The organism is Corynebacterium sp. LK10 (assembly GCF_008042455.1).
Lineage (GTDB): Bacteria > Actinomycetota > Actinomycetes > Mycobacteriales > Mycobacteriaceae > Corynebacterium > Corynebacterium jeikeium_D.
Map to the genome: position 1 here is coordinate 1 of NZ_NOVT01000013.1, position 14,776 is coordinate 14,776.

Annotated in this window: 13 protein-coding genes; 7 read left to right on the forward strand and 6 right to left on the reverse strand. The window is 59.4% G+C overall.

Annotated features, from left to right (window positions below):
* Nucleotides 1-108: 108 nt before the first annotated feature.
* Nucleotides 109-1,590, reverse strand: a complete 1,482-nt coding sequence (locus tag CHU70_RS03825) for a carboxyl transferase domain-containing protein (RefSeq protein WP_070601703.1) — start codon at nt 1,588-1,590, stop codon at nt 109-111.
* A 108-nt stretch (nt 1,591-1,698) separates the two neighbouring features.
* On the opposite strand from CHU70_RS03825, the gene CHU70_RS03830 reads away from it, so the two are divergent.
* Complete coding sequence (locus CHU70_RS03830; protein ID WP_147719003.1) at nt 1,699-2,685, forward strand: ribokinase; 987 nt, start codon at nt 1,699-1,701, stop codon at nt 2,683-2,685.
* A gap of 113 nt (nt 2,686-2,798) precedes the next feature.
* Here CHU70_RS03830 and CHU70_RS03835 read toward each other — a convergent pair whose 3' ends face one another.
* Genes CHU70_RS03835 through CHU70_RS03850 form a run of 4 tightly spaced genes read right to left on the reverse strand, consistent with a single transcriptional unit; the run spans nt 2,799 to nt 5,861 of the window.
* Nucleotides 2,799-4,064 (reverse strand): ABC transporter permease, encoded by a 1,266-nt coding sequence (locus CHU70_RS03835; protein WP_147719002.1) that lies wholly within the window; start codon nt 4,062-4,064, stop codon nt 2,799-2,801.
* Nucleotides 4,061-4,966, reverse strand: coding sequence for an ABC transporter ATP-binding protein (locus tag CHU70_RS03840; protein ID WP_069359659.1), 906 nt, complete (start codon nt 4,964-4,966; stop codon nt 4,061-4,063). The genes CHU70_RS03835 and CHU70_RS03840 overlap by 4 nt, the downstream gene beginning before the upstream one ends.
* A 59-nt stretch (nt 4,967-5,025) precedes the next feature.
* On the reverse strand, nt 5,026-5,595 hold the full coding sequence (locus CHU70_RS03845; RefSeq protein ID WP_049189717.1) for a hypothetical protein: 570 nt from the start codon (nt 5,593-5,595) through the stop codon (nt 5,026-5,028).
* A gap of 2 nt (nt 5,596-5,597) precedes the next feature.
* Nucleotides 5,598-5,861, reverse strand: a complete 264-nt coding sequence (locus tag CHU70_RS03850; RefSeq protein WP_042388879.1) for a helix-turn-helix transcriptional regulator — start codon at nt 5,859-5,861, stop codon at nt 5,598-5,600.
* 133 nt (nt 5,862-5,994) lie between these two features.
* Here CHU70_RS03850 and CHU70_RS03855 point away from each other — a divergent pair, with 133 nt between their 5' ends.
* The 6 genes from CHU70_RS03855 to gcvT all read left to right on the forward strand — a co-directional run bounded on the left by CHU70_RS03855 (nt 5,995) and on the right by gcvT (nt 13,881).
* The gene (locus tag CHU70_RS03855; RefSeq protein WP_147719001.1) at nt 5,995-6,861 is read left to right on the forward strand and encodes an aldo/keto reductase; all 867 of its coding nucleotides are present in this window, start codon (nt 5,995-5,997) and stop codon (nt 6,859-6,861) included.
* Between the two features lie 61 nt (nt 6,862-6,922).
* Nucleotides 6,923-7,675 carry an enoyl-CoA hydratase gene (locus CHU70_RS03860; protein WP_048733677.1) on the forward strand — a complete coding sequence of 251 codons (753 nt, stop codon included), beginning with the start codon at nt 6,923-6,925 and terminating at the stop codon, nt 7,673-7,675.
* Nucleotides 7,676-7,716: 41 nt separating this feature from the next.
* Nucleotides 7,717-10,170, forward strand: coding sequence for an HAD-IC family P-type ATPase (locus CHU70_RS03865; protein WP_147719000.1), 2,454 nt, complete (start codon nt 7,717-7,719; stop codon nt 10,168-10,170).
* A 226-nt stretch (nt 10,171-10,396) separates the two neighbouring features.
* The gene (locus tag CHU70_RS03870) at nt 10,397-10,774 is read left to right on the forward strand and encodes a DUF485 domain-containing protein (protein ID WP_016423298.1); all 378 of its coding nucleotides are present in this window, start codon (nt 10,397-10,399) and stop codon (nt 10,772-10,774) included.
* 2 nt (nt 10,775-10,776) lie between these two features.
* Complete coding sequence (locus CHU70_RS03875) at nt 10,777-12,429, forward strand: cation acetate symporter (protein ID WP_070549884.1); 1,653 nt, start codon at nt 10,777-10,779, stop codon at nt 12,427-12,429.
* Nucleotides 12,430-12,708: 279 nt separating this feature from the next.
* Entirely contained in the window at nt 12,709-13,881 is a 1,173-nt protein-coding gene (gcvT, locus tag CHU70_RS03880; protein WP_016423296.1) for a glycine cleavage system aminomethyltransferase GcvT, read from the forward strand.
* Nucleotides 13,882-14,066: 185 nt separating this feature from the next.
* Here the strand turns inward: gcvT and CHU70_RS03885 are convergent, their stop codons facing one another.
* Nucleotides 14,067-14,702 (reverse strand): hypothetical protein, encoded by a 636-nt coding sequence (locus CHU70_RS03885; protein ID WP_048733659.1) that lies wholly within the window; start codon nt 14,700-14,702, stop codon nt 14,067-14,069.
* Nucleotides 14,703-14,776: the final 74 nt, after the last annotated feature.

The following is a 14,776-nucleotide window of genomic DNA, read 5'->3' on the forward strand; positions in this document are numbered from 1 at the left end:
CCCAAAAGTGTCATAAACTCAGTCACTTTCTTGCTTTCTGAGGTTGGGGTGGGGGGGCTGAAGGCCCAAACCAGCCCCACACCAGCCCCACACCAGCCCCCAGACCCCTTACTCACCCAGCGCGAAGCGACGGTAGTGGTCGAAACGCTGCTCACGGCCAACGCGAGCCGGATTCTTCTCCAGCTCCCAGAGGGCGTGCTCGATAGCACTCAGAGCACGGCGGGGCAGTTCGGCCGGATTCTCAGGTTCGGCCACAATCTCGTCGATGACCCCGGTCTTCAGCATGGCCTCGGCGCCAACGCCCTGCTCCTCCATCATTTCCGGGGCATGCTCGGTGTCCCGGTAGATAATCGCCGAAGCACCCTCCGGCGGCAACGGAGACATCCAAGCATCGTGCATTGCCAGCACGCGGTCAGAGGGCAGCATGGCCAGCGCACCGCCACCGCAGCCCTGGCCGAGAATGAGTGACACGGTCGGAACCTTCAAGTTCACCAGCGTGGTCAAGGTGCGGGCAATCTCGCCGGCCATGGCATTTTCCTCGGCGTCCTTGGTCAACTCAGCGCCTGGGGTGTCAATGACCGTGACCAGCGGAATGTTCAGGCTTTCCGCGATGCGCATCGCACGGCGGGCAAAACGCAGAGAACCCGGACCCATTGGATGCGTGCCCAGGGGTGGCTGATTATGGCGATCCTGGGCGACCAGAATCACCGGCCGCTCACCAATCCGCGCCAGGCGAGCCCGAACCGACAGCGACTTGTGGCCATCGCCAGTGCCGGAAATCGGCACGGAGCAGTCGACAAGGGCATCGATAATGTCGCCGCCACCTGGACGAGAAGTATCGCGGGTGCGCAGGATAGCTTCCCAGGTATCGCGACCATCAATGGCTGCTACTGGCGGTGGGGTGGGTTCGCTGGGGTCTCCGTCGGCAAGCACGTCGATGGTGCGGCGGACAGCGCCGCGCAGACCTTCGAGCGGAATGATGCCGTCGATAATGCCCTGCTTGAACAGGTTCTCGGAGGTCTGAACGCCTTCGGGCATGGGTTCGCCGGTAGCGAGCTCGACGACGCGCGGGCCGAGGAAGCCGAGAAGTGCGCCGGGCTCTGCGAAGGTGAAGTGGCCTGCCGACCCCCACGACGCCATGACACCACCGGTGGTGGGATTGCGCAGGTACACCAGGAATGGCAAGTGAGAATCCTTGTGGCGCGCCACTGCGGTGGTAATAGAGATCATGAGCGCGAACGCCGCAGTGCCCTCCTGCATGCGAGTGCCGCCCGAGGTCGGGGAGAGCAACAGGGGCAGCTGCTCCGCAGTCGCGCGCTCGATGCTGCGAATAATACGACGAGCGGTTGCGGCGCCGATAGAACCGCCGAGGAAGCCGAACTCAGAACAGATGACGGCGACGCGCTTGCCGCCGACGGTGCCTTCGCCGGTGATAACGGCCTCATCGAGACCGGTTTTCTCAGCGGCGCGGGACAGTGTGCCGCGGTAGGCCTCGTCGATGTTGCCGTGCTCGGGCGCGCCGTCCCAGGATGTGAAACTTCCGTGGTCGAGGACGGTATCTATTACTTGTTGGGCGCTGATTCTAGCCATACCTCCACGGTAGTAAACAAGGGGTAAACCGGCTTAGTTGATGGTGGGCGGAAAGGGGTAGCGCTATTGTCGGAAAAAACGTGTCCGCACTACCGAGGAGTCGAACCAATGCCGATTACTGAGCGCCTCACCGAGCTGGCTGAACAGAGGCCAAACGTATGTGTCGTCGGTTCCATCAACGCAGACCTGACCGTCACCGTGAAGCGCCTGCCGCATGGTGGCGAGACTATCGAGGGCAGTCCTCTGCGCATTCTGCCGGGCGGTAAGTCGGCGAATCAGGCGGCGACGGCTGGAAGACTGGGCGCGGCCGTGGAACTGGTCGGCGCGGTCGGTTCGGATCCCAATGCGCAGTTGCTGCGCGACGCGCTTACCGACGCTCACGTGGACATCTCTGCAGTTGAGACCGTCGACTCTGCCACTGGTACAGCCATGATTGTCGTTGATGATGCGGCGGAGAATTTCATTGTCATCTCCGCTGGCGCCAATGGTGAAGTCGATGCTGAGATGGTGCGCAGTCATGCGGACAAGATTCAGCGGGCTGGGTGCCTCGGTCTGTGTCTGGAGATTTGTGATGAGGCTGTCCTGGCCGCCGCACAGATTGCCCACGATGCGGGTGTGCCGGTGGTGTTCAACCTGTCGCCGATTCGGGCGGTCAGTGAGGATCTGCTCGCGCTGGTCGATGTCCTCATTGTCAACGAGCACGAACTCGCAGCCATCATCGGCTCCGAGCGCGCGGTCGCCGGTTGCGAGCACGGTCAGTGGGATGCGGTTGGGCGCGCGCTTGCCGACGAACACGGGATTTCCACGGCCATTGTCACACTTGGCGGGGAGGGGTCTGCGGTCTTGAGGACGTCGGAAAGCGAGGTGGCAGTCACTCGCATTCCAGCGCTGCCCATCGAGGTCGTGGACACCACGGGCTGCGGTGATGCGTACATGGGTACGGTCCTCACCGCGTTGGCCGCGGGCGATGATGTGGTGACGGCAGCTCGTCTTGCGGCGGTGGTCTCGGCTCATGCGGCGACAGGCGTGGGGGCGCAGACCTCCTATGGCGAGACAGGAAAAATCGCGCAGTTTGCGGCGGACCATGTTCTATAAGGCGCGCTGCGCAAAGGCCTATAAGGTGCGCTGAGCAAACTACGCGATTGACGATGATTCGGTTTTAGGTGACCGTGACCGAAGGAGCCACGCTCTTTTGGGCAGGGCTGGGGCTAGCTCTTGGCTGTCAGAGCCTTCTTCCAGCTGACCGCGGCACCGGTGCGCAGGACATTGCGCGGGTAGATCCAGGCGGCGAGTGCGATGACTGCGGCTACTCCCACAACCATGATTAGCAGCGAAGCCGCCAACTGGAGTGCGGAGAAGTTGCCAACGGCGTACTGCATCGGGGCAGTGGTGATGGAAACCGGTGGAATCCACGCTGCAATCTGCATGACGGTAGAGTCCAGCTTGCTCCAGCCAAACAGCGGAACATACATCGTGATCAGCGAGAACACCAGTACCGGCATCTGTGCGCCCTGGAAATCTTCCATACGGCTGACCAAGGATGCGGAGGCTGCATACAGCGCGGCGAAGAAGAAGTAACCGAGGATGAAGCACGGGACCAGCAGCCAGACTGCGGACCACGGCACATCGAAGCTCTCCGCCAATCCGGTAATCATGAGGGCAACTGCGGCGCTGGCGGTCAGCACGCTCATCATGATGATGCCAGCCAGACCGGCGCCGAGGATCTTGCCAGCCAGCAGGTGCGCCGGGCGAACGGTCGAGAGAATGATCTCGATGACGCGGGAGGACTTCTCCTCGATGACGCTGGTGGCCACCGCGCCGCCGAAGACGAGGATGGCGGTCATCATGACCATCACACCAATCAGTGTGATGACCACTGCGGGCATCTTCTCGTCTTTGGCTTCATCCAGCGACTCCACCGACACGGCTGCGCTTTGAGTCTTGGAGAAAAACTCGCTGGGGTTGATTCCGTTTTCGCTGAGCAGCATGGCTTCATTTTGTTTCTGCAGCGATTCCTGCAGCATTGGGGCCAGCCAGGATGGGGCGTCGTCGGCAAGCAGCTTCCACGAGCTCTCCTTGCCTTCTGCGGTGTCGGGGACGAGAGCGGCGTCGGCGTCGCCGTCGGTGACGGCAGCGCGAGCGGCCTTGTCGTCTGCCGCGGACGTAATCTCCAACGGTGAGAGCGATGCTGTGGCAAATGCGCCGGCTGCGGCATCCGCGCCTTCAGCATCCTTTATTTCGGCGGTAGCGTCGGCGAGAGAGTCCGCGAACGGCGCTTCTCCGACGACCGCGATTTTTACGGTGTCATTATCGGACTTGGAGGTCATGTAGTCGGCAACGAAGATACCGCCGACGGCCGCCACTGCCATGATGATGAGCGTGATTAGCGAGCTTTTCTTCAGCAGATGCTCGCGGAGTTCGCGGACGAAAACAGTCTTGACGGCCGTTGAGGCGTTGTAAGTGTTGGTGCTCATTGCTGTACGGCCTCCTGGTAGAGCTCGGTAAGTGGAATTTGCAGAGGTCCAAACGAACGGACCGTTCCCGCTGCCATCGCGCTGTGTAGCAGCTTCTGGTCGGTGTCGGCGGGGGCGTTGGAATCGAGGTGAACGACGGTGGCACCATGGGTATCACGCTCCACGCTTGTCACGCCCTCGACGGAGGTCGCCCAATCCTGGGGCGCACCATCGAGCTTGACGACGAAAGCCCGTGGGCCCCGTGCTCGCAGCTCATCAACAGTGCCTTCCACGAGCATGCGGCCGTCGCGGATGATGCCGACGCGGTCACACATGCGCTCGACAAGGTCGAGCTGGTGGGAAGAGAACACAATCGGGGTGCCGCGGTCGGCGTACTCCTTGAGTACGGAGCTCATCACCTTGACCGCAACTGGGTCGAGACCAGAGAAGGGCTCGTCGAGGACTAGTATTTCTGGGTCGTGGACGAGGGAGGCTGCCAGCTGCACGCGCTGCTGATTGCCGAGCGAGAGCGTGTCGACCTTGTCGTTGGCACGCTCGGTGAGACCGAGGCGCTCCAACAAGTTGTCGGCATTGGATTCCGCGCGCTTGGTGGGCACACCGTGTAGGCGAGCAAAGTAAATCAGCTGCTTGCGGACTTCAGCCTTGGGGTAGAGGCCGCGTTCTTCTGGCATGTAGCCAATCGTGCGGCGCAGCGAGTCATTCATCGGGGTATCGCCGATGCGCACCTCGCCTTTATCGGTGGCCAGCACGCCCAGGGCAATGCGCATAGTGGTGGTCTTGCCGGCACCGTTAGAGCCGACGAAGCCGTAGATTTCTCCAGGGTGAACTTGGAAGCTCATGCCACGGAGAACCTGCAGGTCTCCGTAGGACTTCTCAAGCCCGTCAATAATGAGGCTGTTCATGGTGATCCTTAGATTGAGGAGTGAAGGGCAGAGGAGGGATATGAGTTTTTGAGCCCGTACTAGTCGTCGCGCAGATTCCAGGCGTAGACGACGGTGGGCAGCGTGGAAATGTAGAGGAAAGCGATAATTCCGAAGATTCCGAAGCTGTACGGAATGTAGCGTCCCCAGTCAGGTTGCGCGTTCAGGACATAGGTGCCCACCAGAACGAGAGCAAGGAAGGCCACCAAGCCGAAGTAGGTGAAGCAGCGATATGTCAGCCCCCGCAGGTTCAGAATCTGTTCCTGCTGGTATTCGTCCAGTAGCGAGGTCGGTGCGCTGTCAACCATGTCGACTGTGATGTTGAGGCTGGTCCAGACGACGACCATAATGAGGGAAATCACTGGCCAGAGCAGAGAAAGCCATCCCGGGAAAATATCGGTCAGGCTACCGAGAAGCGCGATGCCGCTCAGCAGCATCAGCACAAGGCACACCTCGAATGCGATGACCAGCTTCCGCCGCGCCGCCTGGTTGCGCCACTTGGGCAACCAGCTCGACATCTGCTCGACACGCTTTGTGTACTTCGCTTCGCGCCGGGCTTCTAGCTTTTCGAAAAAGTTCGGTGTTGCGTCTTCAGTCCGAATAGCTGGCATCGTTAGCTTTCCTTTCGGTATAGGGCAGAGGACATGGGCTTGAATTCCTCGCGAGAAAACACCGCCTCAACGGGGAGATCGAACACCGCGCAGATGCGAAATGCCAGATCCAAGCTGGGGTAGTGGTCACCTCGCTCCAACGCGCCAATCGTTTGAGGATTGACCTCTACTTGTTTGGCTAGTTCGGCTCGGCTGAGTCCGTGTTCTGCCCGCAGCACTGAAATTCTGTTGAATATCGGTTCTTTGGGTTTAATCTTTGGGGACACACTCCAAAGTGTTGTATAAACACAACGCTGCGTCAACTGTTTACAACAAAATGAAGCGCACTCACCTTTCTAAACCGCAGGTCAGCGGGGTAGAAAAAATCTAAAAAATTTTCAGTCCGTACACTCGGTTGGCATGACCACACTCAATCTGAAGTACGATGCAGCGACAACCGGAATTGCCAACGTGGAAATGGTCGATGGCAACGCCATCCCGATTCTGGGGTTCGGTACCTACAAGCTTGACGATGAGCAGGCGCGCGAATCCGTGCGCTACGCCCTGGAAATCGGCTACCGCCACATCGACACCGCATCGCTCTATCGCAATGAGCGAGGGGTTGGGCAGGGTATTGCTGATGCGGTCGCTGCGAACGTCGTAAAGCGTGAAGATATCTTCGTGACCACGAAGGTCTGGAACGATGCGCAGGGGTCGGCGGCGACGCGCGAGTCCGTGCGGGCATCTTTAGAACGGCTCAGCCTTGACTACGTTGACCTGGTGCTTGTGCACTGGCCGGTGGAGAAGCAGGGGACGTTTGGGCAGTGTTTCGATACGCTGCTGGAGCTCAAGCGTGAGGGGCTGATTCGCTCGGTTGGTGTGGCGAACTTTTACCCAGAGGTGCTCGACCAGCTCTCGGAGACTCCGGTGGTCAACCAGATTGAGCTGCATCCGCAGTTCCCGCAGAATGAGCAGGTTGAAGACGATCGCCGTCGCGGTATCGTCACGCAGGCTTGGTCGCCGCTGGGGCGCGCGAAGTACTTTGAGGGCTCGTCGATTGCTGAAATCGCAGATCGCCTGGGTAAAACTCCCGCCCAAGTTGCTATCCGCTGGCACCTTCAGCGTGGTATCGTGGCCATCCCGAAGTCGGGCACGCCGTCGCGCATCAAGGAGAACTTTCAGGTCACCGACTTTGAACTCACCGACGAGGACATGGAAACGATTGCGTCGATGGCGCGTGCCGACGGGCGCCTGAGCGGCGACCCGCGGGTATTCGGCAACGAATAAGCGAATTTAGATTTGCTTATAGCCCCATCACTATTGGTATTTCGCGGGTAGCCTAAATGCTATGACGAACCCAGCATCTGAAATCCGCGTCGAAGCCGACGGCGCAATTGTCACTATCACCATCGACCGAGATCATAAGCGCAACTCCTTGACTGCCGACGTGTGTCGTGACATCGCCGATGCGGTGGAAGCTGCCGCTGAGGTTCCAGAGCAGCGCGTTATCCTGCTGCGCGGCGAAGGTCGTGCTTTCTGCGCTGGTGCTGACCTGAGTGGCCAGCACCATGAAGATTCCTTCCACGAACAGCTCCGTCGAATGCTGCGCACAATCGAGGCCAGCCGTCTGGTGGTTATAGCGGATGTGCAGGGGCCGGCTGTCGGGGCTGGTATGCAGCTGGCGATGGCGGCCGATTTGCGCGTCGTGGGTGAGCGCGGCTGGTTTATGATTCCGCCGGTCAAGCTCGGTATCGCTGTCGATGCCTGGACAATTCGCCGTGTACGCGTACTCGTCGGCGGTGCCCGCGCCCGCACTATTTTGTTGGCGGCCGAGCGCATGGATCAGGAAGCCGCCCGCGGTTGTGGTCTGGCTTCCTACCTCGGTGGTCCGGACAAGGCGGAGGAGGTAGCGCTTCGTATCGCCACCTACGCGCCCCTGTCGCTGGCCTACCACAAGGCAGTGCTCAACGACGATGAGACACATAGCCCGTTGAAGGACTACCAGCAGGAGCTCTACGACACGGTGTGGGCTTCCGAGGATGCTGCGGAGGCATCGAAGGCGCGAGCCGAAAAGCGCGAACCAAATTTCATTGGCAAATAGGTCGAATAGGTTCAGCAATTAGGCGAATAGGGTAGGCAGGCATGGGCTCGTGGAAAACTCCCGACAGTGGTCTTACTCAACAGCAGGTCCAGCAACGCATCGAGTTGGGGCACGTCAACGAGCTGCCGCCAACATCCGGGCGCAGTGTGTGGGACATTATCCGTGCCAATGTGTTTACCCGGATTAACGGTATTCTCGCTGTTTTATTCGCAGTCGTGCTCTATACCGGCTCAATCGTCAACGGTGCCTTTGGTCTGCTGATTATCGCCAACTCTATCGTCGGCATCATCCAAGAACTGCGTGCCAAGCGCACACTGGACAAGCTTTCCATTGTCGGCCGTGCAAAACCCATGGTCATTCGCGACAGGGAGCCTGCTCGCGAGATCGACCGCGAGTCCGTCGTCCTCGACGATCTCATCGAGGTTGGTCCCGGTGACCAAATCGTCGTTGATGGTATTCTCCGCTACGCCTCTGACGTGGCTGTCGATGAGTCCTCTCTCACCGGTGAATCCGATGCCGTCGATAAGAGCGTTGGGGACATGGTCTACTCGGGTTCCTCGGTCGTGGTGGGGTCGGCGCGATATCAGGCCACCAAAGTGGGCAAGGAGGCTTACGCCGCCAAGCTCGCAGCTGAGGCCAACAAATTCACGCTGACTGATTCCCAGCTCTTCCGCGGCATCAACAAGATCCTGACCTACATTTCCTGGATTCTCATTCCCGTCGGCGCCCTGGCAATCTATACGCAGCTCTTTGTCGCCGGCGATGATTTCAACGATGCGCTGCTGGGGATGGTCGCCACGCTGGTGCCCATGGTCCCTGAGGGGCTTGTCCTCATGACCACCATCGCATTTGCCCTTGGGGTGGTGCGCTTGGGGCGACATCGAGTGCTGGTCAATGAGTTGCCCGCCATCGAAGGTCTCGCGCGTGTCGACACCGTGTGTGTCGACAAAACTGGCACGCTCACCGAAAATGCGATGCAGCTAGTGGAAGTCGACATCGTATCGGGTGACGGTACCTCCCGCGATGAGGTCGACTCCGCACTCATCGATCTGTGCAAGCTCGACGATCGTCCCAACGCAACGGCTCGTGCACTGCTCGATGGGCTTGCGGACGCAGGGGACGTCGTAAAGCATGAACAAGCCAGAACCCGCCCCTTTGCCTCGGCGAATAAGTGGTCGGCGCTGACGTATCACGGCGGTGCGACGTGGGTTTTCGGCGCGCCCGATGTGCTTGTCGACGACTCCGCGGTCGGCATGCAGAAAGCTCGGCAGCTTATGGAGGAAGGACTTCGTGTGCTCCTGCTCGCGCGGACATCAGTTGGGGCAGATGACCTGCCCGGCGGTGCGCTGCGGAAGAGTGGCGAGGTGGAGTTGGAGCCAGTCGCACTTGTCGTGCTGGGGCAGAAGGTGCGTTCAGATGCGGCGGACACGGTGGCCTACTTCTATGAAGAAGGCGTCGAGGTCAAGGTCATTTCTGGTGACAATGACCGCTCCGTGGGGGCTGTTGCACGTGAGCTGGAAATGGAGGGGGCTAACAATCCTGTCGATGCGTCTGAGCTTCCGGTCAGCCGCGATGAGAATAGCGAAGCCAAGCCCACCGAGATCCGCAACGAGTTCGCAGACATTGTGGAGTCGCGGCAGATCTTCGGCCGTGTCACGGCCGAGAATAAGCGCGATATGGTTCATGCGCTGCAGTCGCGGGGGCATCATGTGGCGATGACCGGTGATGGTGTCAATGATGTGCTGGCGCTAAAAGCGGCGAACCTGGGCGTGGCTATGGGCGATGGGGCGCCGGCGACACGTTCGGTTGCGCAGTTGGTGCTGTTGGATAATCGCTTCGCCGTGATGCCGATGATTGTGGCGGAGGGGCGTCGCGTCATTGGCAATATCGAGCGCGTGGCCAACCTCTTCTTGACGAAGACTATCTACTCGGTGGTGCTGGCGCTGGCTGTGGGGCTGTGGGGGATGGATTATCCATTCGAGCCGATTCATGTGACCATTACGGGATGGTTCACGATTGGAATCCCGGCCTTCGTGCTGTCGTTGGCTCCTAACTTGGAGCGTGCGCGCGATGGTTTCGTACGGCGCGTGTTGCGCTTAGCGATACCGGCGGGCATCACGGTGGGGTTGTTGACCTTCATGTTTTGGTTGTGGGCAAACCCGGGAGTCGACGCCAGCGATGCGGCACGAGGGGAGGCGTCTACTGCGACCCTCATTGTGCTGATTGTTTCGGCATTTTGGGTTTTGGTGGTCGTGGCTAGGCCATACACCTGGTGGAAGGTTCTGTTGCTGGCGGTATCGGCAGGAGCCTACCTGTTCATCTTCTCGGTTCGTTCAGTGGCCACAGTGCTTAATCTGTACTGGGTAGGGTGGGAGCTGTTGATTCCCGCGCTGATTGTGGGAGCCATCGGTGCGGGCATTATCGAAGCGCTGTGGTGGTGGCGTCAGAGTAAGCCATTGCCGGAAGAAGCGGAGAACACGAGTACAACGGCGTAAATGGGGGTAGTAAAAACGGCGCCTAAGTATGCAGGTAATGGCGTTTTTGGGGGTGCCTTAAGGCTCGCTGAGAAGTAGTTAGCCGCATTTAACTTCTTTGCTAACTGTGTTCCAGGTAACTTTGTTTCCACACATAATGAAAAATGTGGTGCATGGCACACCCTCGGGGTGGCTGTGCTGGACCTCATTACGAACACCTGCATAACTTCCTGGAAAGGATTAGCCCGTGTCCGCAACTCCCTTGCCGGCAGACCGGCATAAGCCACAGGCGGCCGAGTACCGCTACGTGCAAAACTCAGCGCAGTTCCAAGAGCTCCGCTCTACATTCCGTTCTTTCGCCATCCCGATGACCGTCGCAGGTCTGGTGTGGTACATCGCATTCGTTCTGTTTGCGACGTTCGCGCCAGACCTCATGGCGACTCCCGTACTAGGCAATATCAACCTGGGCATCGTCCTTGGTCTGCTTCAGTTCGTGACCACCTTCGCCATCACCTGGGTGTACATCAACTTCGCCAACAAGAAGCTCGAGCCGATGCAGGCAGAGCTGCGCGAGGCACTGGAAAGCGGAGAAATCGCTGAAATCGTCGCAAAGAAGGAGGCATAGGCATGCTGACTAGTTTCTTTGCTGCAGATGACACTGCAGCAGCAGGTAACCCGATTCTCAACATCGCGGTCTTCGTCGCCTTCATTGTTGCGACCATGTTCATCGTTACTCGAGTGGGCAAGGGCGGAAACAAGGGAGCATCAGACTTTTACACCGGTGGCGCACAGTTCTCCGGTACCCAAAACGGTCTTGCCATTGCGGGTGACTACCTCTCGGCGGCTTCCTTCCTCGGTATCGTCGGCGCCATCGCGCTGACTGGTTACGACGGATTCCTTTACTCCATCGGCTTCTTCGTAGCCTGGCTGGTCGCGCTGCTGTTGGTTGCAGAGCCGCTGCGAAACGTCGGTAAGTTCACCATGGCCGACGTGCTGTCCTTCCGTCTTAAGCAGCGCCCGGTACGTACTGCGGCTGCTATCTCGACCCTCGCGGTGACCCTGTTCTACCTCATCGCGCAGATGGCCGGTGCAGGTTCCCTGGTCGCCGTGCTGCTCAACATCCACGACTCCACTCAGCAGTCCATCGTTGTCGCAGTCGTCGGCATCATCATGGTTGCCTACGTCCTCATCGGTGGTATGAAGGGCACGACTTACGTGCAGATGATTAAGGCCGTCCTGCTGGTCGGTGCTGTCATCATCATGACCCTGATCATCCTGGTTGGCGTTAAGGGCAACTTCTCCCAGCTCCTGCAGGACGCAGTGGACATGCACGCAAGCTCGGATTACATCGCCGAGAAGGGCTACGAAGCCTCCGCCATTCTTGAGCCGGGTCTGAAGTACGGCGGCTCCTTCGTCCAGCAGCTGGACTTCATCTCTCTGGGCCTGGCACTGGTCCTCGGTGTTGCTGGTCTGCCACACGTGCTCATGCGCTTCTACACGGTGCCGACCGCAAAGGAAGCTCGTAAGTCCGTGACTTGGGCAATCATCCTCATCGGTGGTTTCTACCTGCTGACCCTGGTGCTCGGCTACGGTGCTGCTGCACTCGTCGGCCCGGACCGCATCATGGCCGCGCCGGGCGGGGCCAACGCTGCAGCTCCGCTGCTGGCCTTCGAAATCGGTGGCTCCATCTTCATGGCTGTGATTTCCGCAGTGGCGTTCGCTACCGTGCTGGCCGTGGTCGCTGGTCTGGCAATTACCGCTTCCGCGTCTGTCGGCCAGGACCTCTACCAGGCCGTGATTCGCAAGGGACAGGCCACGGAAGCCGAGCAGGTTCGTGTCTCCCGCATTACCGTTATCGTGCTGGGTGTTGTCGCCATTATCCTCGGCATCCTGGCCATGGGGCAGAACGTCGCCTTCCTGGTGTCGCTGGCCTTCGCAGTGGCAGCATCCGCAAACGTGCCGACCATCCTGATGTCCCTGTTCTGGAAGCGCTTCAACACCGCAGGCGCAGTTGCCTCCATGTACACCGGTGTCATCGCCTCGCTGGTTCTGATTATCTTCTCCCCGGCAGTCTCCGGCGCTGAGTCCTCGATGATTCCGTCCGTTGACTTCTCCTGGTTCCCGCTGACCTCGCCGGGTCTGCTCGCAATCCCGCTGGCGTTCCTGGCTGGCATCATCGCCACCTACATGGGTAAGCCGGATAACTTCGATGACCTGGCAGCTGAGATGGAAGTTCGCTCCCTGACCGGTGTTGGTACCGAGGCTGCGGTTGATCACTAATAACCACTGAGCCTTTGGCTGGCAACGCTGCCCGAACAGCTCGGCCAAACTCAATTAACTGAATAGACAAATGCAAAAGCCCCGTTATCGTCACTGGTAGCGGGGCCTTTGTGGTGGGCGCGGGGTCGTCGTCAAGCATGTGCGAATCAGTGCATGATAGTTAATGGACGGGCCTGTTGCCCTGGCTCCGCAGGGGCTCGCGGAAGCGAGCGCGGAGTCTTAGATATAAGGTGGGAAGGTAACAATCTGGTTTGCCCCACCGCAATAATTGGAGTGTGTATGACTGACAATTCTGGCGCTTCTGAGAACAACAATTCTTTCCGTAGCGCCCTGCATGATGAGCACGTAAGCCTTGGCGCAGAAATGCGCAATGTTGGTGGCTACGAAGTGCCGTTCCGCTACTCTTCGGAAATTGCAGAGCACAACGCAGTGCGTGAGGCCGTTGGTGTTTTCGACCTGTCGCTGATGGGTATCATCCGCGTCACTGGTGAGGATGCGGCGGCGTTCCTTGCACACTCCCTGATTTCGGCAATCAAGCCGCTGGCGTTGGGTCGTGCCAAGTACACCATGATTGTGCAGGAAGACGGCGGCATTATTGATGACCTCATCATTTACCGCCTCGGTAGTCACGAATTCATGCTGGTGCAGAATGCCGCAGCCGCTGAAGATGTGTACTCGACGCTGCGCGAGCGCGTTGGTGGCTACAACGTCGAGGTTGAGCGCATGAATGACAAGAATGTGCTCCTGGCCATTCAAGGGCCGAAGGCTGCGAAGCTTCTGCGCCGTCTGTTGCCACAGGATCTGCACGCGACTCTCGATGGCATGAACTACTACTCTTGCACTCTGCTCGAGGTCGCAGGTGTGGAAATGATTGTTGCCCGAACCGGCTACACCGGTGAGGACGGCTTCGAGATCTTCCCGCCGGCTGACCGCGCCGTCGAGGTCTGGCGTGCAATCATTGCAGCAGGTGGCAAGGTGGAAAACCCGGAGGATCCGGCTGACAACGGCGCTGACCTCGGCCTGCTGCCGTGTGGTCTGGCCTGCCGCGACACCCTGCGTCTTGAGGCCGGTATGCCGCTCTATGGCTACGAGCTGACTCGAGACCGCACTCCGCTGGAGGCCGGCTTGAAGTCCATCATGGGGCCGACCAAGGGGCAGTTTATTGGTCGCAATGCCCTGATTAACCGTCCGCAGTCGAAGGAGCTGCTGGTTGGTCTGCGTTTCTCCGGTGATGAAGCTCCCAAGCGTGGCACCAAGCTCATTGATGCGGAAGGTAACGAGGTTGGTGTGCTGACTTCCGCCAAGGTGTCGCCGACTTTGGGCCACCCAATCGGTTTTGCATACGTTCAGCGTTGGCAGTCCTCCACTGGCACTGAGCTGACCGTTGAAGGCGCCGACATTACCGCCACCGTCGTGCCGACGCCGTTCTACAACCGCCGTCACCGCAAGTAGGGGAGCGCGGGTGCTCCGCCGCATTGTGGCGGGCTCAGATCTGTTCAGGTTCGTCTCTTCGTATCTGTTGGGTAAATAAAAAATCCGCTGCAGTATTGTTGCAGCGGATTTTGGTTTTTAGGGCGAGCTAGCGCACCTTACCTAACGGAGCCCCGAGCCGACGAACCTCGCAGCCCGAGACGAACCTAGCGGAACAGGCCGGTGAGCCCATGATTATCTTCGCTTGGCTGCTCTTCCTGCTCCGATTCCGATTCTGTCGGCTCGCCGGAGGTTGTCGGAGTCGTTGAAGTATCGGGCGGCGTGGAAGTATCAGAGGTCGTCGAGCTCTCCGTCTCACTTGTCTCCGTTGTGCTCTCGCTCGGAGTCGTCGGCTCAGGTTCCTGAGGCAGTGGCTCAGTGGTCGTCGGAGTAGTGGAAATCCACATTTGCTGCGATGTCGGGTTCGCGGGGGTTTGCTGCAGCACCGTCCATACTTCCTGCTCGCCGACTTGTGCGCATTCAAGATTCTGGCCGTTGGCGCTCATTCGTATTTCCCCGGTCTGGTTCGGGCACAGCTGCCCGATGCGCGGCGTACCGCCTTCTCGAACCTTTGGTCCGGTCGTCGTCGGCGAACTCGTCGTCGACACCGTAGTAAGTTGGCTTGACGACGAGGTTTGCGTCGCGGCAACCTCCTCGCTTTCGCTGTTGGCGCAGCTGGTGGCCGTGGCTGCGAAGGTGAGGAAGCAGCAGGCCAGCGCCAGCTGCCGGCGGTTCTTGCGCCGGACGGCAGTGAGTTTAGGGTGCTGTACGGCTGACAGCTGAGTTCGCGTATTCACATCCATCTCACTTTCTGGGCTTCTCGGGCCTGCGTCGCGTGGTTTAATTCTCGGCTTTCTGGGGCGGCGTCTCCTGAAAA

What these genes read in the sequence shown, in the direction of transcription:
- CHU70_RS03825 (WP_070601703.1), bottom strand. Translation starts at nt 1,590, where the DNA reads ATGGCTAGAATCAGCGCCCAACAAGTAATAGATACCGTCCTCGACCAC.
- CHU70_RS03830 (WP_147719003.1), top strand. Translation starts at nt 1,699, where the DNA reads ATGCCGATTACTGAGCGCCTCACCGAGCTGGCTGAACAGAGGCCAAAC.
- CHU70_RS03835 (WP_147719002.1), bottom strand. Translation starts at nt 4,064, where the DNA reads ATGAGCACCAACACTTACAACGCCTCAACGGCCGTCAAGACTGTTTTC.
- CHU70_RS03840 (WP_069359659.1), bottom strand. Translation starts at nt 4,966, where the DNA reads ATGAACAGCCTCATTATTGACGGGCTTGAGAAGTCCTACGGAGACCTG.
- CHU70_RS03845 (WP_049189717.1), bottom strand. Translation starts at nt 5,595, where the DNA reads ATGCCAGCTATTCGGACTGAAGACGCAACACCGAACTTTTTCGAAAAG.
- CHU70_RS03855 (WP_147719001.1), top strand. Translation starts at nt 5,995, where the DNA reads ATGACCACACTCAATCTGAAGTACGATGCAGCGACAACCGGAATTGCC.
- CHU70_RS03860 (WP_048733677.1), top strand. Translation starts at nt 6,923, where the DNA reads ATGACGAACCCAGCATCTGAAATCCGCGTCGAAGCCGACGGCGCAATT.
- CHU70_RS03865 (WP_147719000.1), top strand. Translation starts at nt 7,717, where the DNA reads ATGGGCTCGTGGAAAACTCCCGACAGTGGTCTTACTCAACAGCAGGTC.
- CHU70_RS03875 (WP_070549884.1), top strand. Translation starts at nt 10,777, where the DNA reads ATGCTGACTAGTTTCTTTGCTGCAGATGACACTGCAGCAGCAGGTAAC.
- gcvT (WP_016423296.1), top strand. Translation starts at nt 12,709, where the DNA reads ATGACTGACAATTCTGGCGCTTCTGAGAACAACAATTCTTTCCGTAGC.
- CHU70_RS03885 (WP_048733659.1), bottom strand. Translation starts at nt 14,702, where the DNA reads ATGGATGTGAATACGCGAACTCAGCTGTCAGCCGTACAGCACCCTAAA.